Annotated in this window: 22 protein-coding genes and 1 pseudogene; 19 read left to right on the forward strand and 4 right to left on the reverse strand. The window is 50.4% G+C overall.

The features are described 5' to 3' along the window. The coding region (locus KO087_RS07900; protein ID WP_215508624.1) for a transposase at positions 1–224 on the forward strand (224 nt) is incomplete at its 5' end. A 196-nt stretch (positions 225–420) separates the two neighbouring features. On the opposite strand, the gene KO087_RS07905 is transcribed toward KO087_RS07900, so the two are convergent. Together KO087_RS07905 and rbr are read right to left on the reverse strand one after the other, a co-directional pair. Beyond that, positions 421–720 carry a DUF4298 domain-containing protein gene (locus KO087_RS07905; protein WP_215508726.1) on the reverse strand — a complete coding sequence of 100 codons (300 nt, stop codon included), beginning with the start codon at positions 718–720 and terminating at the stop codon, positions 421–423. 63 nt (positions 721–783) lie between these two features. Then, positions 784–1,365, reverse strand: coding sequence for a rubrerythrin (rbr, locus tag KO087_RS07910; protein WP_215508727.1), 582 nt, complete (start codon positions 1,363–1,365; stop codon positions 784–786). Between the two features lie 131 nt (positions 1,366–1,496). Between rbr and KO087_RS07915 the strand changes: the two genes are divergently transcribed. The 9 genes from KO087_RS07915 to KO087_RS07955 are packed head-to-tail and all read left to right on the forward strand — an operon-like array spanning position 1,497 to position 8,317. After that, the gene (locus KO087_RS07915) at positions 1,497–2,615 is read left to right on the forward strand and encodes a pyridoxal-phosphate-dependent aminotransferase family protein (RefSeq protein ID WP_215508728.1); all 1,119 of its coding nucleotides are present in this window, start codon (positions 1,497–1,499) and stop codon (positions 2,613–2,615) included. A gap of 34 nt (positions 2,616–2,649) precedes the next feature. Continuing rightward, complete coding sequence (gene tmk, locus KO087_RS07920; protein ID WP_215508729.1) at positions 2,650–3,270, forward strand: dTMP kinase; 621 nt, start codon at positions 2,650–2,652, stop codon at positions 3,268–3,270. Next, positions 3,267–3,590 (forward strand): cyclic-di-AMP receptor, encoded by a 324-nt coding sequence (locus KO087_RS07925; RefSeq protein ID WP_108832022.1) that lies wholly within the window; start codon positions 3,267–3,269, stop codon positions 3,588–3,590. Before tmk ends, KO087_RS07925 begins: the two co-directional genes overlap by 4 nt. A gap of 11 nt (positions 3,591–3,601) precedes the next feature. Next, positions 3,602–3,877 (forward strand): cyclic-di-AMP receptor, encoded by a 276-nt coding sequence (locus KO087_RS07930; protein WP_215508730.1) that lies wholly within the window; start codon positions 3,602–3,604, stop codon positions 3,875–3,877. Continuing rightward, positions 3,874–4,704 carry a DNA polymerase III subunit gene (locus tag KO087_RS07935; protein ID WP_215508731.1) on the forward strand — a complete coding sequence of 277 codons (831 nt, stop codon included), beginning with the start codon at positions 3,874–3,876 and terminating at the stop codon, positions 4,702–4,704. Before KO087_RS07930 ends, KO087_RS07935 begins: the two co-directional genes overlap by 4 nt. A 6-nt stretch (positions 4,705–4,710) precedes the next feature. Next, positions 4,711–5,577: a PSP1 domain-containing protein gene (locus KO087_RS07940; RefSeq protein ID WP_215508732.1), complete on the forward strand. Its 867-nt coding sequence runs from the start codon at positions 4,711–4,713 to the stop codon at positions 5,575–5,577. Next, positions 5,549–7,495, forward strand: coding sequence for an alpha/beta hydrolase (locus KO087_RS07945; protein ID WP_215508733.1), 1,947 nt, complete (start codon positions 5,549–5,551; stop codon positions 7,493–7,495). The genes KO087_RS07940 and KO087_RS07945 overlap by 29 nt, the downstream gene beginning before the upstream one ends. A 53-nt stretch (positions 7,496–7,548) precedes the next feature. Next, complete coding sequence (locus KO087_RS07950; protein WP_215508734.1) at positions 7,549–7,812, forward strand: hypothetical protein; 264 nt, start codon at positions 7,549–7,551, stop codon at positions 7,810–7,812. Positions 7,813–7,834: 22 nt separating this feature from the next. Further along, positions 7,835–8,317 (forward strand): ferritin, encoded by a 483-nt coding sequence (locus KO087_RS07955; RefSeq protein ID WP_215508735.1) that lies wholly within the window; start codon positions 7,835–7,837, stop codon positions 8,315–8,317. Positions 8,318–8,377: 60 nt separating this feature from the next. Here the strand turns inward: KO087_RS07955 and KO087_RS07960 are convergent, their stop codons facing one another. Next, positions 8,378–9,475 (reverse strand): pyridoxal phosphate-dependent aminotransferase, encoded by a 1,098-nt coding sequence (locus KO087_RS07960; RefSeq protein WP_215508736.1) that lies wholly within the window; start codon positions 9,473–9,475, stop codon positions 8,378–8,380. Positions 9,476–9,541: 66 nt separating this feature from the next. On the opposite strand from KO087_RS07960, the gene KO087_RS07965 reads away from it, so the two are divergent. From KO087_RS07965 to KO087_RS08005, 9 genes and pseudogenes are all read left to right on the forward strand, one after another. After that, positions 9,542–10,576: a threonine aldolase family protein gene (locus tag KO087_RS07965; RefSeq protein ID WP_215508737.1), complete on the forward strand. Its 1,035-nt coding sequence runs from the start codon at positions 9,542–9,544 to the stop codon at positions 10,574–10,576. Positions 10,577–10,835: 259 nt separating this feature from the next. After that, complete coding sequence (locus KO087_RS07970; protein ID WP_215508738.1) at positions 10,836–11,504, forward strand: amino acid ABC transporter permease; 669 nt, start codon at positions 10,836–10,838, stop codon at positions 11,502–11,504. Beyond that, positions 11,476–12,153: an amino acid ABC transporter permease gene (locus KO087_RS07975; RefSeq protein WP_251374986.1), complete on the forward strand. Its 678-nt coding sequence runs from the start codon at positions 11,476–11,478 to the stop codon at positions 12,151–12,153. The genes KO087_RS07970 and KO087_RS07975 overlap by 29 nt, the downstream gene beginning before the upstream one ends. After that, positions 12,153–12,887 (forward strand): amino acid ABC transporter ATP-binding protein, encoded by a 735-nt coding sequence (locus KO087_RS07980; protein ID WP_432765681.1) that lies wholly within the window; start codon positions 12,153–12,155, stop codon positions 12,885–12,887. The genes KO087_RS07975 and KO087_RS07980 overlap by 1 nt, the downstream gene beginning before the upstream one ends. Before the next feature lie 10 nt (positions 12,888–12,897). Next, positions 12,898–13,752: a cysteine ABC transporter substrate-binding protein gene (locus KO087_RS07985; RefSeq protein WP_215508739.1), complete on the forward strand. Its 855-nt coding sequence runs from the start codon at positions 12,898–12,900 to the stop codon at positions 13,750–13,752. Positions 13,753–14,594: 842 nt separating this feature from the next. Continuing rightward, positions 14,595–16,709 carry an S-layer homology domain-containing protein gene (locus KO087_RS07990; RefSeq protein WP_215508740.1) on the forward strand — a complete coding sequence of 705 codons (2,115 nt, stop codon included), beginning with the start codon at positions 14,595–14,597 and terminating at the stop codon, positions 16,707–16,709. A gap of 121 nt (positions 16,710–16,830) precedes the next feature. Next, positions 16,831–19,308 carry a leucine-rich repeat domain-containing protein gene (locus tag KO087_RS07995; protein ID WP_215508741.1) on the forward strand — a complete coding sequence of 826 codons (2,478 nt, stop codon included), beginning with the start codon at positions 16,831–16,833 and terminating at the stop codon, positions 19,306–19,308. 243 nt (positions 19,309–19,551) lie between these two features. Further along, positions 19,552–20,533, forward strand: a pseudogene (locus KO087_RS08000) (IS30 family transposase). Between the two features lie 211 nt (positions 20,534–20,744). Further along, a complete protein-coding gene (locus KO087_RS08005) occupies positions 20,745–21,056 on the forward strand; it encodes a hypothetical protein (protein ID WP_215508742.1) in 312 nt (103 codons plus the stop codon). On the opposite strand, the gene KO087_RS08010 is transcribed toward KO087_RS08005, so the two are convergent. Then, the gene (locus tag KO087_RS08010; RefSeq protein WP_215508743.1) at positions 21,053–21,817 is read right to left on the reverse strand and encodes a hypothetical protein; all 765 of its coding nucleotides are present in this window, start codon (positions 21,815–21,817) and stop codon (positions 21,053–21,055) included. The genes KO087_RS08005 and KO087_RS08010 overlap by 4 nt on opposite strands. Positions 21,818–21,880 lie beyond the last annotated feature (63 nt).

Below are 21,880 nucleotides of genomic sequence, written 5' to 3' on the forward strand. Positions count from 1 at the left end.
CATTCATGGGCTTTCTAAAAGGTAAGAGCAGTATCATGATCTATGAACGATGGGGAGACATGAAATTTAAATATAGGGGAAGGCAGTTTTGGTGCCGAGGCTATTACGTCGATACAGCGGGAAAAAACGCTAAAAAGATTCAGGAATACATTCAAAATCAGCTGAAAGAAGATCAAATAAGTGAGCAACTAACCTTCGACACGACGAACCCCTTCAAGGGGTAGCCGAGTAACGTTAGCACGGGCAGACCACCGACGCCCTTCAGGCGCAGCTAGTAATGCAGGCCCTTTGGGCCGAAAAAGGAAAACCCCCGGCTACGCCGGGGGATGTTTATTTTGCGTGAATCTTCGGGACGCGAAATGAATGGGAAGGGAAAGCGCCGATTCGGGCAACAAAAAAAGCGGGGGTCTCCCGCTTTTTTCAGTGCTTTTGAAAAATGGCGTTGGCCACGCGAATCATTTCCTTGGCCAGCTCGTAATTGTCGCCGATTAAATCGTAGACGGCATCTTCTGTGAGCACGCCGCAGTCCACGGTGATCTCCCCTTTGTCGAAAGCGTCTACGTCGTCAAACCAATCGTGGGAGCTGTAATAAGCATCCAGCTTGTCGTAGGCTACCTGGGCTTTTTCGAAGGCGGCCAGCGCCTCCCGAAAGGCCTTTACGGCGTCAGTGTGCTCCTTTAAAATGGCCTCCATCTCGGCCACGCGCTTGTTTCGATCCATGGCATCTCCTTTCATGAAAAAAGCACCGAAGCCGTGGCTTGGGTGCTTGGTTTCAAGTGTATTTTAATAGGTTTCGACGAAGAGTTCAAACCATTTTTGCGGGTGGAAGCAAGCGGGGCATTTTTCCGGGGCTTCTTTGCCTTCGTGAATGTAGCCGCAGTTGTTGCATTTCCAGAGCACAACTTCGTCGCGCTTAAAGAGCTTGTCTTCTTTAACATTTTCCAACAGCTTCAGGAAGCGATTGCGGTGGGCTTCTTCCACTTCGGCGATTTCAATCCAGTTGTCGGCGATGTCGTCGAAGCCTTCTTCGCGGGCGATTTCCGCAAATTTGGGATACATGTCGGTGGCTTCGCCGTCTTCCCCTTCAGCGGCGTGTTTCAGGTTTAATTCCGTGCTGCCTAAAGCCACGGGGTAATCCCATTTTACTTCCAGTTCTTCTTCGTTGAAGTCGTCGAGCAAGTATTTAAAGAAGCGCTTACCGTGTTCTTCTTCGTTGCGTGCGGTTTCCAAGAAGATGTTTTTAATTTGAACGGAAGCATCTTTGTCTGCTTGTTTGGCGTACATGGTGTAGCGTGCCGTGGCTTGAGATTCTCCTGCGAAAGAGATCAAAAGATTGTTGGCAGTTTTAGTTCCTTTTAATGACATAAAATCCTCCTATTTTCCTATAATACATGCGGTTGCCCCCAGTATACCTCAATATCAGGATAGGTTCAACCGCCCGAAGCGTGTTATACTGTAGATAAGACAATGCATACCGAACAACAAAGGAGACGATCATGCGAATTTTATGTGCGGGCCCGACGACGCTATTGCCGGAAGTGGAAGCGGCCATGACGGAAGTGGTAACCAATCCGGATTTGGATCCGGCCTACGAAGTGTTTCACCGGAATGTGGAGAAGCGGCTTTCCGCCGTGGTAAAGACCACCCGCCCCACGGTGATTATGTTAGGCGAAGGGATGCTCGCCCTCGAGGCCGCCGTCTGCTCCTTAATGGAGCCGGGGGAACGGGTGCTGGTTATGAGTAACGGCGTCTTCGGCGGCGGCTTTGCCGATTACGTGAACTTTTTCGGCGGGGAAGCCGTGCTTTACGAAAAGGATCATCGCCGGGGCTTCGACTTGGATGAATTAAAGGCCTTTTTGGAAAAGGATTCCGATTTCGCCATGGCCACCATGGTCCACTGCGAAACCCCTTCCGGCCTGACCAACGACGTGAAGGCCATTTGCAATCTCTTAAAAGACTACGGCATCTTATCCATTGCGGACTGCGTGTCCTCCTTCGGCGGCGAAGACATCGACTTCGATGCGTACGGCGTGGACATGATGCTTTCCGCCACGCAAAAATGCCTCTCCGCCCCCACGGGCCTTTCCATGATTACCATTTCCGAAGCGGCGGAAGAAAAGATGAAAAGTCGCAAGGCGCCCATCCCCAGCTACTACATGAATGTCTTAAACTACATGAGCGGTCAGGAAGATTTCGCCTTCCCCTACACCATGAGCGAACACTTAACCGGCGCTTTGAACAAGGCCCTGGATCTGTGGGAGAGAAGGGACAGCGTGAATCTGCACAGAACCTACGGCAAAATGACCCGGGAACTTTTCGTGAAGGAAGGCTTCGAGCTCTACCCGAAGGATTCCTTTGCCGATACGGTGACCGCCGTGTGTCTGCCCGAGGGGATTTCCGCCACGGAATTTCTCGCCAAGTGTCGTGAGCGGGGCGTGTTTATCTCCAAAGGCGCCGGCAAGCTTCACGACCGCATCATTCGCATCGGCCACATGGGGGCGAATATTTCTAAGGACAATTTTGCCGCCCTCTTTAAGGTGCTGGATGAAGTCTTCGCAAGCTACGGCATTAAGACCCGCTTCGCCGAAGGTTTTGCCGCCTACGAGCTTGACTAAAGCTATGTTATAATAAAGCCGAGGGGGTGTTTCCATGAAAGGATTATTTGTCGTCATCGAAGGACCGGACGGATCGGGCAAATCCACCGTGGCCGAAGGCATCTGCCGCCATTTCAAAGAAAAGGGCGTAGCGGTGCTCCACACGCGGGAACCTGGCGGCACGGCCATCTCCGAAGCCGTGCGTGGGATTCTCCTGGATCCCGAAAACAAAGCCATGCACCCGCGCTGCGAGGCCCTGCTTTATGCCGCGGCCCGGGCACAACACGTGGAGGAAGTGATCCGCCCTGCCTTGGCCGAAGGGGCCTTGGTGGTGTCGGAGCGCTACGTCTTCTCGAGCCTCGTCTATCAGGGGCTGTGCCGGCAATTGGGCCTTTCGCCCATTGAAGCCATTAACGCCTTCGCCACCGACGACCTCAAAGCAGACATCACCCTATACCTGGACGTGCCCGAGGGCACGGGCAAAACACGCATGAAAGAACGTCTCGCCGATCGCCTGGAATCCGACGAAAAGGTCATGGACACGGTGGAGACCTATTATAGAATCTTGGCCGAGCGGCGCAAAGAAGACCTGAGCCTTATCGACGCATCCGCCGCGGCGGATCAGGTGCTTAAGCGCTGCATCGAAGCCATTGAAAAGGAGTACCGGATTAAATGAAACTAATATTTGCCATTGTGCAGGATCAAGACGCCCCCGGTTTAATCGACGCATTGACCGAAAAGCGCTTCCGCGTCACGAAATTATCTTCTTCCGGGGGCTTTTTAAAGGCCGGCAACACCACCCTTTTAATGGGCGTGGAAGAAAAAGACATGGATGAGCTCTTCGACATTATGGAAGCCAATTGCTCCGTCAGAGAAGAGCCCACCTCCATGGTATCCATGTCGCCCGGGGAATCCTTTATGCCCTATCCTTTAAATGTGCGCGTCGGGGGCGCCACCATCTTCATTCTCGATGTGGCAGAATACAATCGTTATTAAGGGGGCGCAGCATGGATAAAATGGTGGTTGCGATTATTGCCGACCGCTTTGTCGGCGATGTCATCGACGAATTGCTTGAGGCGGATATTTCCGTCACGGAAATGGCCTCCACCGGCGGCTTCATGAAAGAGGGCAACACGACGGTGGTCATCGGCGTCACCGACAGTCAGTACGAAAAATTAAAAGCCATCTTCGACAAGGTCGTAGGCAAACACAGCGGGCGAGACGAAATCCACGCCGGAGCCCACGTCTTTGCCATCGATTTAATTAAGGGCATCCACATTTGACAGCGGATCTCGTAAAGTCCGGTTTACACGCCTACATTTTAAAAGGCGACGGGGAGGCGGCCCTTCAGGCGGCGCGCAGCCTGGCCATGGGCTATTTGTGCACCGGCGAGGAGGCGCCCTGCGACCATTGTTCTTCCTGCAAGCTCTTTTTATCCGGCGAAGGGCGAGGGGAGAATCATCCGGACTATGTGGAAATCGCCCCGACGAAAAAAACCGCCAAGGCATCCATAAAAAAGGAGCGCATCGAAGGGGTGCTGAAGGCGGCTGCCATGACGGATTACGGCGGCGGAGGCAAGGTCTTTGTCTTTGTGGACTTCGACACCACCACCGTCGAGGGGCAAAACGCCCTGTTAAAGGTGCTGGAAGAGCCACCGGCGAAGACCCGCTTTCTCCTTTTAACTGCGTCGCCGGAGAAAATTCTGCCTACGGTGCGCTCCCGAGCGGGCTTTTTGGATTTAAAAAGCGGCGGGGCCATCTCCGATCCCGAGCGGCGCCACCGCATCTATCGCCTCATCGAGAAAGTTTTGTCCGGGCAGGAGGAAGCTTTTTTGGCGCGCAGTTTTTTCGACGAGGAGAAAGAGCATTTGAGCGAAATTTTCGACGAAATGCTCGCCTATTTTCGGGACATGGCCGTTTATTACGAAACCGGCGATGAACATGCAATCAAGAACAAAGATTATCGCGTGCCCATCGCCCGCCAGTCCGAGGCGGTGGGGATGCGGGTCTATGAGATCATCGATGCCATTTACCGAGCGCGGCGCTATGTGGAGATGAATGTAAACAAAAGCTTTGCCTTTGAATGGCTGCTTATAACAATTGGAGGCTAGTGGATTTTGACAGAGACGAGAGATGTAGTCGGCGTGCGATTTAAGCGCCGCGGAAAAATTTATTATTTCGATCCCAAAGACACCGCTCCCGTTCAAGACGGCGGCGTCATTGTGGAAACGGCGCGAGGCGTGGAATACGGCTACGTGGCCATTGAGCGCAAGGCCGTGGCCGCCGACGATATTGTAGGCGAGCTGAAACCTATTTTGCGCATGGCCACGGAAGAAGACGATGCGCGCCACCGATCCAACCGCAATCTGGCTCGGGAGGCCATGGTGGTCTGCGAGGAAAAAATTAAAGAACACGGCCTGAAAATGCGCCTCATCAGCGCGGAGTACACCTTCGACAATTCCAAGCTGCTCTTTTACTTCACCGCCGAAGGCCGGGTGGACTTTCGCCGCCTGGTGCGGGATTTGGCGGCTATTTTCCGCACCCGCATCGAGCTGAGACAAATCGGCGTGAGAGACGAGGCCAAGCTTTTAGGCGGCATCGGCATTTGCGGCAGAGAGTGCTGCTGCGCCTCCTTTTTGGGAGACTTTTCGCCGGTATCCATTAACATGGCCAAGGATCAGGGCCTTTCCTTAAATCCCGACGCCATCAGCGGTGTCTGCGGCAGGCTTTTGTGCTGTTTAAGATACGAGCAGCCGGGCTACGAAGAGAATTTAAAAATCATGCCTCGGGTGGGACGCGTGGTCTACACCTCCGAGGGCAAGGGCGTGGTCGTGGCCACCAATACCTTAGAGGCCTTGGTGAAGGTAAAAATCGAAACCGACGACGGCGTGGAGTTTGTCGTGATTCCCGCCGCGGATCTGGCGAGAAAGCCTTGCCGGGGAAAGGGGTGTGCCCATGAAGGGGACATGGAAGAAGCTGAATAAAGGCGCCTTTAACGGTGGGCGACTTCTGTGGCTCGCAGGCTTTCTGGCGCTCTTTTTCCTGGACGAATTCCCCGGCTTCTACTTTCAGACAAAGATTCCCCACGCTGTGGCCGACGTGGTTTTGTGGGGGATCTATTTTTGTGCCCTTTTAGGGGCGATCCTGCTGGTCAAAAATTTCGCCTCAAGCATCCTCACCCCGGCGGCGACGGAGATGCTCCTCTTAGGCGCCCTGGCCTATGAGGTAGAAGACGTGCTCAGCGCCACCGCCTCCCTGGGTCCCGCCTCCGACACCTACATCACCACCGCCACGGCCGCCGTGGTGGCGGTAATCTGGCTCTTCGCCCTTGGCGTTGGGGCGCGGAAGCTTTACCCGGCGGCCACTGCAGGAGGGGCGATCCTTATGGCCGGGCTCATCTTTTTCTGCGCGTGGTCCGGCCCCAAGACAAGACCCGACGTGGCGGAGGCGAAGAAAAGCATCCCCGCACGCTACGAGGTGGAAAAAATTACTTACGGCCCTGGCCGCAGCTACGACTACGGAGAAGAAAACTACGCCGCCTACCTGCGCCTGCCCAAACATCAAGACCGGTTGCGGAAGCTCTTTTTCGGCTACACCCCTGCCCACGTGCCCTACGAAGGGGATCTCTATTTACCTGTCGGGGCGAAGAACGTGCCCCTCGTCGTCTTCGTTCACGGCAATCACAACATGATCGAGGACAACAAAGGGGGCTACGACTACCTGGGCCGCTACTTGGCGGCGCGTGGCGTGGCCTTTCAATCCGTGGAGCAGTCCCACTTTAACGCCTATTTAGGCAAAGGCCTTTCCGGCGAAAACGACGCTCGGGCCCTGAGCCTTTTGGATCACGCCGACAAAATCTTGAGTGACCCCCGCTTCAAGGGCCGCATCGATAAAAAACGCCTCTACTTCGGCGGCCACAGTCGCGGCGGCGAAGCGGCGGCGGTGGCGGCATCCTTCGCCCAATTGCCCTACAATCCCGACACGGGCACGGCCACGAAAAACATGAAAGTGGCAGGCGTCCTGTCCGTGGCGCCGACAGACAGCCAGTACGAGCCCGGCGATCGCCCGGTGGAACTGAAAGTGCCCTACTTCCTCGTGGCCGGGGCGTGGGATCAAGACGTGGCTTCCCTAGAAGGCATGGATCAATACCGCCGCGCAGGTGCCTGGCGGGGCCAGCTCCTCGTGGACTACGCCAATCACAGCCAATTTAATTCCAATTGGGGCAGGTTGGATCGGGAAGGCCTCCAGGCCCTGGCATTGGCCACGGGCAATGTGTTGGACAAGAAAGACCAACAGCACTTTTTAGAAGTGGCGGCCTATGCCTTTGTAAAAGACCGGAGACTGTTTCATGACATAAAAGACTACCTGCCGCAATCGGGCTTTGCCCTGGCCACCCAGCCGAAGAGCTGCGTCCTCGCCGACTTCGAAGAAGATGCCGATCTCACCACCGCCACCGCCGCTACGCCGGACATAAAAGGCGCCACCACCTATCAGGAAGGGGCCTTCGCCCCCTCGGGCCGCGGCGGAAACAACCACGTCGCCCGACTCATCGGCACCTACGCCCTGAACATCGACGAAGCGGCGGAAGGGGACTTCGCCCTGGATGTGGCAGCAAAAAGTGGCCGAGCCGATGTAAAGATCACCTTAATCGACGCAGCCGGGGAGAAAGTGGACTTTTCGCCTGAAAAAGACAGCTTGCACGCCGCCGTGGAAACGGGCCTCTTGAAATGGCAGTACGCGGCGAAAAAGTGGGAATACAAGCGGGCTTTGGAAACGGTGCGCCTCACAAAAGAAGCCATGGCGAAAAAAAATCCCGCCTTTCGCCTAAATACACTGCGTCGCGTGGAAATTACCGCAAAAGGTCTTACGGAAATCGACAATATTCGCATCGAAACCGATTAAAAGTGAATCCCTCGGGTATAAGTAAAGCGAACAGAGTTCGGGGGGTTACGTTCATGCACGATACACTATTAATTAAAACAATCAACAGAGAACAAGCCGGTTTTCGGAATATCTTTTTCCAAATCGGCGATATGGATGCGCACATCGGCGAGCTCATGGACCTACTAAATAAGCCTGACAGCCCCTATGCCGGGCGTTGTCTGTTTCGCTACAACGGTATTCGTCTTAGATTGGAAGTCGAAGAAATCCCCACTGTCCTGGCGCGCCTCGTAGAAAAAGGCGTACCGGTGTATGGCGTTTATGAACCGTACTTTTAGGAGTAAGGTTAGGAGGAATGTTATGTCCAACGAATTAAGCAAAAAACTGAACGAACAACTTAACTTTGAAATTGAATCGGCCTACATCTACATGTCCATGGCCAACTGCATGGACAGCCAAGGCATGTCCGGTTTCAACCACTTCTTCGTACAACAAGCCAAAGAAGAATTGGAACACGCAAGAGAATTCTATGATTTCCTTCAAGAAACCGACTGTGTACCGGAATACGAAGCCATTTCAAAGCCGCCGAAGGAATTCGGTAACTTCACCGACACCTTCCGTGCCGCTTACGAACACGAACAAGAAGTTACCCGCCGCATCAAGGCCATCTACAAAGAAGCCATCGAAGTGGGCTGCTTGAATACCCAACAATTCCTCGATAAATTCATCGCAGAACAACGTGAAGAAGAAGACACCTTCCGCAACATCGTCGAACGCTTGGAACGCATCAACGAATCCTGGAACGGCCTCTACATCTTCGACCACGAATTGGCTCAAAGATAAGCAAAAAATTATCCCTCACCATGGCGGTGGGGGATTTTTTATTGGGAAAATTTACGGGGATCAGTCGCCTTTTTCATGCCCGTTAAAGAAATCGTCGACGGCCTTCACCAAAGCCTCGTTGGATTCCGGATCCAAAAGGCAGAAGCGGAAGAAGCGTTCGTCTAAATTTTTAAAATTGGCGCAGTCGCGAATCACCATTTTCTTCGCGAGAAGAGCTTCGCGAAGTTCCGCCGCTGTGTGCACACCGTCTTTAATCTTCACCAAGACGAAATTGCCGTAGGAGGGAAACACCTTTAGGGCCTCGTTGGCCTCTAAAGCGGCGATGACCTTCCCCTTCTCCCGCTGAATCAGGCGGAAGCTTTCCTCGCGAAAAGCCACATCCTGAAACATGACCCGGCCCATAATATCGGCCATGGCATTGATCCCCCACATGGAAAGATTCTCGGCAAGGGCAGCGTGAAGGGCCTCATCCCCGGTCACGGCGTAGCCCAGGCGAATCCCCGGCGTGGCGAAAAATTTGCTCGTGCCGCGGATCACGATGAGCTTTTCGCGGCTTCTGATTAAAGACACGGCGGAGTAAATGGCGGGATCCGTAAACTCGATGTAGGTTTCATCGACCAAGACATAGGCGTCGGTTTCGTCTAAAATCCGCGCCACATCCGCCCGAGTCAAAATGGAGCCCGTGGGGTTGTTGGGATTGGTGAGCACGTAAAGATCCACGGCCTCGCTACGAATTTGGGCGATGATTTCGTCCACGCCCGGAACGAAATTTTTGTGGTAATCCAAGTGGTATTCAAAAATCTCCGCCCCGATTTTCTCCAGCTCCCGGGCGTACTCGCTGTAGCAAGGGCTGTTAATCAGCGCCCGGGCGGGCTTTATGTGGGCAATGGCCTCTTGAATCAGCTGCGACGTGCCGCTTCCTAAAAGCACGGCCTCCGGGGCAACCTTGAGATAATCGGCCATGGCCGCCTTCAGCTTCCGATACTCCGGATCCGGGTAGCGACACAGGGCACGAATGTTTTTCGCCGCCGCCTCCATGGCTTTCGGCGAAGGGCCCAGGGGATTGATGTTCGACGAAAAATCCCGTATCTCCTCCGGGCGATAGTGGTATTTTGTTTCCAGGGCGTAAAGATCGGCGCCGTGGCGAGTCTTTTTCATAGAAACCTTCCTTTCGTGCCTATGATATAATGACAAAAACAAAAAGACAATGAAAAAGGGGTGCTTATGTTTAATTTCAGAAACGATTACCACGATTTATGCCATCCGAAGGTCCTTCAAGCCCTGGCCGCCACCGACGGCGAGGGAAATGCCGGCTACGGCTTCGATCCCCACACGGAGCGGGCCATTCGCCTGATTCAAGAAGCCACCGGCGGCGATTACCCCGTCCACTTCGTCCACGGCGGCACGGCGGCCAATCTTTTGGCCCTCACCTTCCATTTGCGTCCCCACGAAGCCATCGTCAGCGCCGATCTGGGCCACGTGGTGGGCCACGAAGTAGGCGCCATGGAAGCGGCGGGCCACAAAGTGGTCACCGTAAACACCGAAGCCGGAAAATACGATCCCGAGGTGCTGGATGCATTCATCGCATCCTTCGGCGATTTCCACAATGTTCTCCCCGGCATCATCTATCTTTCAAACACCACGGAAACCGGCCTCGTCTACCGAAAAGAAGAGCTCGCCGCCATTAAAAAAGTGGCGGATAAATATTCTCTTCCCGTCTACATTGACGGCGCCCGCATGGCCAGCGCCCTCACAAGCGAGGTCAATGACGTGAAGCTTTCCGAATACATGGACTACGCCGACATCTTTTCCATCGGCGGCACGAAAAACGGCGCCCTCTTCGGCGAAGCCCTGGTCTTTAAAAACGACGACCTGGCACGGGAATTTATCTACTTCCAAAAACAACGGGCCCTACTTATGGCCAAGGGCTTTACCCTGGGCACCCAATACGAAGCCCTCTTCACCGACGACCTTTATTTCGAAAACGGCCGCACCGCCAACTTGGCCGCAAGCTACCTGGCGCGGGAACTTGACTACCTGGGCGTGGAATTTATCTATCCCCCCGAGAGCAATCAATTATTTATTCGCCTGCCGAAAGCTGTGGCTGACGAACTGGAAAAACACGGACAATTCGATCGTATGGGCCCGAAAGAAGCGGGCACGGTGCCTGTGCGCTTCGTTACCGATTACAACACGACGAAAGATGAAATCGACGGCGCCGTCAGAATCCTCGAAGGCCTTTTAAACGAAGCCCGATAGGGGAGAAGTTAAATCAGAGTAAATTGGTTTGACAAGGCGAAAGTGCCGTGGTATGATAAGAAAAAATCAAAAGGAGAAACCATGAACACCTTATTCCAAAGCATCTGCAAATGTGCTTGTTCCTGTACTTGTTGTTGTACGGGTTATTTGCCTGCGCAGATGTTGGGAAAAGACATGGGCTTGTCCTGATTGTTATTTTCCATAGGCATCTTGAAGCGGGCTTCGGCTCGCTTTTTTTAATTGCCTGAAAGGAGTACTTATGAACCGAGATTTTCTCGTGGCCATGTTGCCCCACTACGTCGAGGCGGCGAAACTCACCCTCACAATCGGGCTCATCGGCGTGGCGGCATCGGCCCTCGTGGGGTTCATCCTCGCCTTGATTCGCGTGGAAAAAATCCCCGTGCTAAACGGCCTCGCCAAGGCGTACATCGAAATCTCCAGAAACACCCCCTTGTTGATTCAACTGTTTTTTCTCTACTTCGGCCTGCCGAAAATCGGCATCGTCCTCTCCTCCGAAGCCTGCGCCGTGGCGGGGCTGATCTTTCTCGGGGCAAGCTACATGGCCGAATCCTTTCGCTCCGGCATCGAAGCCGTGGATAAGCGACAAATCGAAGCGGCCATGGCCATCGGCCTCACCAAAGGCCAACGCATCCGCTACGTCGTCCTGCCACAGGCACTGGCCGTGGCCATGCCATCCATCGGCGCCAACACTATTTTTCTTCTGAAAGAAACCTCCGTCTTCAGCGCCGTGGCACTGGCGGATCTCATGTATGTGGCGAAAGACTTAATCGGCCTCTATTACGAAACCGACGAAGCCCTCCTTCTCTTGGTGATGAGCTACCTGATTATTTTGGTTCCCGTCGCCCTGATCTTTAGCTTACTGGAAAGGAGAATGCGACGTGGCATCGGCACAAGCGCTCTTGCTTAATCCCCATACCATGGCGAGGCTTCTAAAAGGCCTATGGGTCACCATGGAAGTCTCCCTCATCTCCGTGGCCCTCTCCATCCTCTTTGGCCTCGTCTTCGGCTGGGTCATGACGAAAAAATCCCCGGTCATCAAAATCCTTTCGAAAATCTATTTGGAATTTATGCGCCTCATGCCTCAACTCGTGCTCCTCTTTATTGTCTACTTCGGCATGGCCCGGACCCTGGGCGTACACATCTCAGGCTTCAACGCCGCCATCATCGTCTTTACCCTTTGGGGCACGGCGGAAATGGGCGATCTCGTGCGCGGTGCCATCTCATCCATCCCGAAGCACCAATACGAAGCCGCCGCATCCATCGGCCTCACCCGCTTACAGATCATGGGCTACGTCGTGCTTCCCCAGGCACTGCGCCGCCTCATACCCCAGGCCATGAACCTGGTCACCCGCATGATTAAAACCACCTCCCTCATCGCCCTCATCGGCGTGGTGGAAGTTATCAAAACCGGCCAACAAATCGTGGAAGCCGTGCGGTTGGAATTTGCCTCCGCCGCCCTGTGGATCTATCTCGTCATCTTGATCTTATACTTTTTAGTTTGCTACCCCCTGTCCAAATGGGCAGGCTACCTTGAAAAGAAATGGAAGGAGGCATAATGGCTATACTGGAAATAAAAGACATGGTCAAAGCCTACGACGGCGAAGCCATCTTCCGCGGCTTCTCCCTGAAGGTCGAAAAAGGCGACGTCATCGCCGTGCTGGGCCCCTCGGGCTGCGGCAAAAGCACCCTGCTCCGCTGCATCAACGGCCTGGAAAAAATTCAGGGAGGCGACATCCTCCTTAACGGCGAAAGCGTCGTCAAAGAAGAAAAAGACATGCCCGGCGTACGAAAAAAAATCGGCATGGTCTTTCAATCCTACGAGCTCTTCGGCCACATGACTGTCCTCGACAACCTCACCCTCGGGCCCGTGAAAGCCAAAGGCGAAGACAAAGCCGAGGCTGAAAAGCGCGCCCTGGCCCTCTTGGACAGGGTGGGGCTCAAAGACAAAGCCCAAAGCTTTCCGAGAAACCTCTCCGGCGGCCAACAACAGCGCGTCGCCATTCTCAGAGCTATGCTCATGGATCCGGAAATCTTCCTCTTCGACGAAGTCACCGCCGCCCTGGACCCGGAAATGGTGCAGGAAGTCTTGTCCCTCGTCGGCGAGCTGGCAAAAGAAGGAAAAACCATGCTCATCGTCACCCACGAAATGGAATTTGCGAGAAAAGTCGCAAATCGCATTCTGTTTATGGAAGAAGGACACATCATCGAAGACACGGGGCCGGAAGACTTTTTCGAGCACCCGAAGACCGAACGCAGCCGCCAATTTTTAGAAGGACAACACTACAACTAAGGAGGACAAAATGAAAAAGCTACTTACCCTACTCATGATCGCGACACTCGCCCTGGGCCTCGCATCCTGCGGCGGCGTGGAAGAAGAAGGCGCCCCCGTCACCGACAAAGCCGGCACCCGCACCGTGGACGAAATCAAAAAATCCGGCGAAATCACCATCGGCGTCTTCGGCGACAAAAAACCCTTCGGCTACATGGACGAAAAAGGCGAATTTAAAGGCTACGACATCGCCCTCGGCGATCGCATCGCCAAAGAACTGGGCGTGAAAGTGAAATACATTCCCGTGGAAGCCGCAAGCCGCGTCGAATACCTGAACGCCAACAAAATCGACCTACTCCTCGCTAACTTCACCGTGACCGACGAGCGAAAAGAACAAGTCGACTTCGCCTTGCCCTACATGAAAGTCTCCCTGGGCGTCGTCTCCCCGAAAGGTGAAATCACCGACGTGGCCCAACTGAAAGACAAAACCCTCATCATCTCCAAAGGCACCACGGCGGAAACCTACTTCACCGAAAAACACCCCGAAGTAAAGCTGCAAAAATACGATCAATACGCCGAAGCCTATAGTGCCCTCTTAGATGGCCGCGGCGATGCCATGAGCACCGACAACACCGAGGTTTTGGCATGGGCACTGGAAAACGACGGCTACGATGTGGGCATTAAAACCCTGGGTGATGTGGACTACATCGCCCCCGCCGTGAAAAAAGGCAACAAAGAAATGCTCGACTGCGTCAACGGAATTATCGAAAAACTCTACGGAGAAAAATTCTTCACCAAAGCATTTGAAGACACCCTCGCCCCCACCTACGGTGATGCCGCCAAGGCAGAAGATATGGTAGTGGAGGAGAAGCCAACTGACTTTTAAAAAAATAAGGAAAGGATCGAGAGGAATCGATCCTTTCCTTATTTTTTTGGCGCACGAGTTTTGTGAAGACACTTTCTTTTATTCTTCGCCAACAGTAGATCTTTGCTTTCCGAGTGCTCAGTTTTTGTGTTTCGCGATCCTTCATACTCTTACAATAATTAAATCTCCGCAATACTTTCCGGGGGAGGGAAAAAGGGCGTTGCGATTCGCCCTCTGCCCCTTCCCCGGGGCCCTCATGACCTATCCCGACGAGCGAAGCGAGTCGTAGGAAGGTCAGATGCAGTCTTACACCGTTTCGGGAAGGCGAAGCCTCCACGAAACGGATGTATAGTTGAACATCCCCATCCACCCACAAACGCCTTCTATATGTGCGATCATGACCTATCCCGACGAGCGAAGCGAGACGTTGGAAGGTCAGATGCAGTCTTACACCATTTCAAGGAGGCGAAGCCTTTTTGAAGTGGATGTATAGTTGTAAGCCCTGCCGGGCTTCGATTCCTGTTGGGCTTCTTCGCCATTGATTGATTTTGAGTTGGACAAAGATACTTTTTCGCCAATAAGAATTCTACGCCCAATTTACATTCTTCTTTCCGCGACACATCTCAATGAGTAGAAAATGCCGCAGGCATTTTCTTACAGCAAAAAGAGACAAACCCCGAGTTTTGTTCGGAGTTTGTCTGTAGTCTGACCCACGACGAACGTCGTGGGTTTTTCTATGCCCATAATTTAATGAAGGCGAAACCCCCTAGAAGCAATTGATATTAATTGTCAAAATTAAAAATGGGATATATAATTGCTTTGGGAAGATGTCTATGTTCTTATTACTAGACAAGGAGGAAGCGATGAATAAAAAGAAAATGCCGGTAATTGTGACGGCACTGGCTTTATGTGTAGCCGCACAATCGACCGGTTTTGCGGCAAGTTTTCAGGATATGCCGAAAGAGAGCGAATGGTCTTATAAGGCACTGAATTATTGTCTGGAGAAAGATTATTTAAAAGGCGTTGACAGCTTACATATTGCTCCGCAGTCGCCCTTAACGAGGGCGCAAATGGCGGCGATTATGAATCGGGTGAAAGGAACGACGGAAGTAGCGGACATTTCAAGGTTCAATGACGTGCAAGCCGACGATTGGTTCTATAACGACATCGCCAAGGCGGTAAAGGCGGGCTTTATATATGGGCGCAGCGAAATAGAAATGGCGCCTAACGCATCCATTACGAGGGAAGAGGCCTTTACGATTTTGGACCGCGTTCTCGGCGACAAAACGACAGCGGATCACTTGGCTGATTATGACGACGGAAAAGATGTATCGGCATGGGCAAAGAAGGCCGTGAATCGCTTAATTGAAGAAAAAATTGTAACAGGCGACGGCATGAATCTGCGTCCGAAAGCGAACATTACGCGGGAAGAATTTGCTCAAATCGTTTACAAGGCCGTTGAAAAGGAAGTGCCACTTGAAAAAGAAGTGGTGAAAGAGAAAAAAGAAGACACGGAAAAACCGCCGGGGAGCATCGGAATGATTACACCTTCCCATGACTCAAAACCGGAACCAAAAGATATCGTCCTTTACGGCGACGCTAATGTGGATCAACAACAATATCCGCTGGTCGCACCCTTCATCCATCCGCCCTTCTACAATGTGCGTGTAAAAGTCACCTTGGATAAAGACGGGAAGATTGCCTCGGTGGAAGACGACAACACAGTTTCCCAAGGCTTGGCGCCGGGAACGGACCAAGAATTTTTTAATAAAAAGAATAAAAAGTTCTTTGACTTACTGACGGCAGATGTTTACAAAAAATTTGTGGGCAAAGACCGCGCCGGCGTCGAAGCCATGCAAATGAAAAGCGGCGAAGCTGACGCCGTCTCAGGTGCCACGGAATCGGGCAAGGCCCTAAAGCAAGCCGTGCTTAATGCCTTGGATAAAAAAGCGGGCAAAAAATTCTTAGAAAAAGATCAAGTGTTGGTTGCAGAGGCGCCGGTCAAGACCAATGAAGGTTGGAAGATTCACTTTAAAAATCAATTGCCCAACGGCTTCAAGGTTCAACTTCTGAGCGTCAATCAAGGCATTTACAATGGCGAAAAGCTGCTGGATGCCGCGGCCTATAGTTGGAAGGCTGAAGGCGATGGCTTTGATCTTCTCTTGAAAGATGGTAATACCCCCGCAGGGAAATACTACGTGAACATTGTGGATGAAAATAACAACTACCGTTCACCGGATTTCGAATCGGGTCATGGGGCAACCCCGAAGTATCCCTGCTTCGTTATTGAGAAAGGCGCAAACATCAGCTATGAGCATGACAAGCTGAACGTACCCGGTAATGAGTTTGCAAACTTCCAACAAAATATCGAAGAAATTGAAGTCATCGAATGGGATACAACGAATAACAAGCCCGTGATGATTAAAGGACGGGACGGTCAAGAGGTACCTAAAGCGGTTGAAATCGAGCCGGTGGGGCATCATGGCACCAAGAGCAATTACGCACAAATTCCCTTGTTCAATACCGATGGAACCGTGAACAAATCCGTTACGGCGGGGCGACAACCGAAGCCGGTATTCGAAGAAGGCAAGACCTACAAGATTGTGGTCAAGACCTACGGCTACGGAGATACGGGTTTTATGTATACGGCAAAGAAGGAAGAAGATCAGCCCGGAGCGGACGCGAAATTAAACGGGGTATTTAATGGCCGAGGAGCCGTACCTCACCGAGGTTACGATTTTTTAGTAAAAGTAACGATGAAAGACGGAAGGATTGTTTCCGCCGAAGATAACGGAACAACACCAAAAAGAAGTCAAGACCGTAGAAAACATCAGAGATTTATAAATAGGAAGGGCTTATCTGTATATGCCGGCAAGACGAAAGAGGAGGCAGCGGCGATAACGAGAGCCGATATGGTATCGGGCGCGACCCTTTCGTCCAAAGCGGCGAAAGCGGCCATTCAAGACGCATTAAAGTAGTCGGAAAAAGCCGATCTTTACTTCAATCACCTGTAAATGTTGCCTTCCGTTCGGGCATCGAAAGGTGATGGAGAACGAATGTGTAAAAAAACTGAAACCCGAAATAAAAAAGGAGATGTATATGAAGAGAGTCTTAACACTCGTTCTGATGCTTTGCGTATTGTGCTTCTCGTCTAAAAACGTGTTTGCTCGTGAAGCCGTGACGATCAAAGATCCCTATTTGAAAAAGCAAATTATGGCATCACTGAAAAGCAAAAATGAGATGCATAGAAAGATGGGCAATATAAAACTAACCGACCCGGACTATGTCAAGGATCCTGGAGAAACGGTTATTTATAAGTCGGAGCTGGCAATGTTTACGCATTTTCGCAGCGATGAGGCAGTAGAAGATTTAAGCGGCATGGAGTATATGACGGAATTAAGAACCTTAAAAATTTTCAGGAAATCCGCCATTCACGATTTGACGCCATTAAAAAATTTGACTCATTTGGAGCATCTGTGGCTTGGCAACAATCGCATCAAAGATGTGCGTCCTTTGAGCAACTTGACACATCTGGAAGTGCTGCGATTGGAAAACAATCAGATCGAAGACATCGGCCCCATTGCCGATATGGCAAAGAAAAATGAAAAGCTGAAGAAGCTTTATCTGTACGGCAACCGCATTAAAGACTTTTCCGGATTAAAGGACAAGACTTTTAAAGAAAAGGACGGATTTTTCGGGTACAATCAGACAATTACGCTTAAACCGAATACGGCGAACTTTCCCCTCAATTTATTAGATGAGAAGGGAAAATTGTACGATTTGAGTGATATGAATGTGTCTGGGACCGATAAACTGGTCAAGGAGTCGAATGGTAACTATCGTTTTAAGGACGCCCCGGAAAATACCCGTCTCCGTATTTTTTCAGATGGGTTTAAGACACAGCCCACTTGGGTGGTAGACATCGATGCGTCGGACATGGGCAATGATCCTTTGAAGACGAAAGTTCATTTTGCCAGCCCTGCTTTAGAGCGAGAGATTTTGACTATTTTAAAGGATCCATCGGTGCGAGATGCCAAGGAGGTCATTCTCAGCAATCCAAATTATGTGAAAAAACCAAACGAGACCTTTATCTATGAAGACGAGATGGCCTTGTTTAAAAGCTTAACGATTGTGAACAATAATGAAATCGAAGATGTAACGGGACTTGAAACCGCCACGAATTTGGAAAGCCTTAAGCTATTTCAAAACAACCTAAAGGAAATTCGTCCTTTGGCGGCGTTAACAAAGCTTCGCTTGTTAAATCTTGATTCGAACAAAAACATCCAAGATTTTTCTGCTATCGCCTCTCTCTCCAATTTGGAAAATCTGTCCCTGGCGGAGTGTAATGTGGGTTATCTCAAACCATTTGAAAACCTTACGAAATTAAAGACTTTGGATCTGAGCCACAACAACATTGGGTCCATTGACGCGTTAAAGAAGCTAGATCAACTTCAAGTGCTGAGTTTGGACGATAACTTGATACAAAACCTCGCGCCTCTGCGAGGGAAAGGAAAATTGCATAGTCTGAGCTTAAAGTCGAATGAAATCACTTCCGTGGAAGATTTAAAAGATTTGCGAAATCTGTCCTACCTTGCTTTGTCAAAAAATCGCATCACCGATTTTTCCCCTTTAAAGGATGTATTTCACGAAGTTTCAAAAGTATTTCCCCACGAGGATCAAGAGATTCATCTGTATCCCTCGGATGAGGTATTCGTCATTTTATTAAAAGACGAGAAAGGCAAGTCCTATGGGCTGGCGTCTAAACGACTAATCGACCGCGGGAATGGTAAGTATTCTTATGCTAAGCAACCCGAAATGCTTGGATTGGAAGTGGTGGATGACTTTTATGCCAATACACCGCAGAAGAATAAAATTGCATGGCACGTTTCCATTCATCCGGATGCGCTATTGGACAAACAAAAAGAGCAGGAGAAAAGCGAACGCCTCGCCTTAATAAAAGAGAATAAGCTATTAAAAGAAAAACTAAAAGAAATGGAAAAGCTTATAGCCAAGGATAAGGCAAAAATGGAGGCCATGGAAAAGGAAATGACGGCCCTAAAAAATCGCTTGGCAGAGAAAAAAGATTCAAATAAAAATTCCGCCGGCTACCGGTACGTCCTGTCGTCTCCTGTGGTCGAATCGTCGGAAAAAAAACATGAGGGCGCAAAGAAGCAAAAGAAACTCTTTGAAAAGCGCGTGTTTACTATCGGACAAGAAGAATTCAAGGCCTTCGAGGGGGCCGAGGAGCGTACGTTCAAAATGGACGTGGCGCCCTATATTAAAAACAATCGAACCATGCTTCCGCTGCGGTATGTGGGTGAAAGCCTCGGACTTCAGGTCGATTACAATGCAAGCAGCAAAATGGTGATATTAAAAAAAGGCGATCGCACGGTTTTAATTGAACAAGGCAGCCAAGTGGCGATTGCATCCAATGGTGATAAAATTACGCTGGACAGTCCCGCCGAGACGCTTCACGGAAGAGTCTTCATACCTCTGTCCAATGTAAACAAACTATTTGAGCATGGCCCGGAAATTACTTGGGATTCAAAGAACCGCACAGTGACCATTGGCGGATAAAGAAAACAATCTTCGTATCATGCATAGGATTCTTAAGGATGATATGAAGAGGTAAACAATAAAAGGGTGACGTTGGATAGACATATTTTCTTTCATCAAAAATAAGAAAGACCCCTCCATCTTGGCTTTGAAGCCGATGGAGGGGTTTTAGTATTTTGAATTTACAATCTAAGTGCAACAAAAAATGATTCACCGTTTTCTGGTAAAATCATGTCGACGAAAACCAATCAACCAGGAGGAACGATGAATCATTGTTCTCATTTTACACTAAAAGAGCGTGAGTTGCTAAAGCATTATATGGACATCGGCTTAAATCAATCTGAAATAGCTACAAAGCTAGGACGCAACAAATCCTCAATTTGCCGTGAGTTAAAGAGAAATTCTTTACAAGGAAGTTACTTGCGATGCGCAGGTACTTTATACCACTAGAAGAAAAGAATGTCGTCCTCGAAAGAAGTTAGACGATGCCGTCCTCTTCCTAAAAGTAAAGTCGTTATTTTTAGAGCACCAATGGTCTCCGGAACAGATCGCTGCCCGCTTAAAATACGAAGGGAGTGTTTATAGCATTAGCTTCTCCACGATTTATCGAGCCATTTATTCCGGCCTTTTTGACGAACCGAATCGATCGAGGGGCAATAGAGGATGTATTAGAAAATTAAAACATCGCGGAAAAACAAGGCATACAAAATCCTATGAAGAAAGACGCGGTAAAATTCCAATCACCAATCCCATATCCGAACGACCGGATGCAGCTGAAAAAAGAGAGCGCTTGGGCGACTGGGAGGCGGATACGGTGGCAGGTAAAACCGGCAGGGCATGCCTACTCACATTGACTGACAGGAAAAGTCGCTATCTTCTTTGCCAGAAAATACCAAAGAAGAACGCCCAATGTGTTAAGCAAGCCATGATTGAACTGTTGAAAGATGAACCCCTTAAAAGTATCACGCCTGACAGAGGGAAAGAATTTTCAAAGCATCCTGAGATATCACAGCAACTGTCTCTAGTTGAATTCTATTTCCCGCTGCCTCATCATCCATGGCAACGAGGGACCAATGAAAATACAAATGGACTATTAAGAGAGTACTTTCCAAAAACGAAAGATATTGACCAATCAGATAGCTATATTGAAGCGAAAATAGAAGAGATCAATCGTCGACCACGTAAATGTTTAAATTGGAAAACGCCTTATGAGGTTTATCATTCAGTGGAGTTGTACTTGACTTGACAATTCAAGCGCCAAAAGTAGATCTTTGCTTTCCGAGTGCTCACCTGTTGTTCAAGAATTATCTTTTTTCATCGCTTGTTTCTGATTTTGTGGTCAAATGGGCACTCACTTTGTTTGTTGCGATCCTTCATACTCTTACAATAATTAAATCTCCGCAATACTTTCCGGGGGAGGGAAAAGGGCGTATGTTTTGTGGTGGTTGATTTTTTAAATGCGTAGTAGACATAATAAAATCAAGTTACTTTCTTGCTTAGAAATTGATTCTTACATGGCTCTGAAACCCGGGGAAGGGGAAAATGCGGCCGTCCGCTCTGAGCTCTTTTCCCCGCCCCCGGGTTTCAAAGCCGTGCGGGAATGGTACTTTAAACGAATAAGAAAACACCACGAGTCATTATTCGGTATGCTATCGGAAAGCAAAGAAAAGGAGAAAAGAAGAAAAGAAAGGGAAAGAAAGGAAAAAGCCGCCGCATCTTTCCCGAGTATGAAAAAACAGCCTCATTCAGAGACTGTTTTTTCATACTAATCATTCTTTTTGGAAGTAGAAGAAGTGCCCTTCTTAGAGCTCGAACTCGAATCGGAAGTAGAAGAAGCGCTCTTCTTGCTCGTACGTTTCTTAGAAGAAGTAGAAGAAGTTGAAGAAGAGCTTGTTTTCTTCGAGGAAGTGGAAGAAGTCCCCTTCTCGCTCGACGAAGATCGCCGCGACGAATCTTCAGAAGATTCATAAGAAGAAGCATTCGTCTTATCCTCATACACATCGGCATCTTTCTTGGACTTCACCGAATCGCTGTCCTCTTCCTCATCCAAATCGCCGTAGGTCATTTCCATGTGGCGCAGGAGGCTGTCGTCGCTGCCGTCGACGGCATAGTAGCCGTAGGTGGGATGGACGGGGCCTACCACGCCGTCGGCGCCGTCGCGATAGAAGATGATGTATTCCTGATTGGGCGTCATCCCCTTGGGAACGGGAATTTCCACCGTGCTCAAAGCGCCGCGGTAGTTTTTAATAAACTCCAGCTCCATTTGCCCCTTGGCATTGGTGGTAAGCTCCACCAAAGCGATGTAGTCGCTGGCGGCCTCCAGGGCGGCGTTTCGCTTGTCTTCGTCTTCGCTTTCAAACAAGGCCTTTTCCTCTGCGGCCTTGTCTTTTTCAGGCGTGTAAGCCTCGTCTTTTTCCGAGGCAGCCACCTTCTGAGGCTTTTCGTTTTTATTCGGTGCTTCCGCCTTTTTGCCGCAACCGGCGAGACACAAACACAGTGCCAAAGCCAGGGCTGTGTAATTCCGTTTCATTCATACCTCCCAACACAATCAATCTTTTTCTCGATTATACCACGAAGGCGGCAAAAAGGCCCA

This window comes from Peptoniphilus rachelemmaiella, assembly GCF_943169845.1.
Classification (GTDB): Bacteria; Bacillota; Clostridia; order Tissierellales; family Peptoniphilaceae; genus Aedoeadaptatus; species Aedoeadaptatus rachelemmaiella.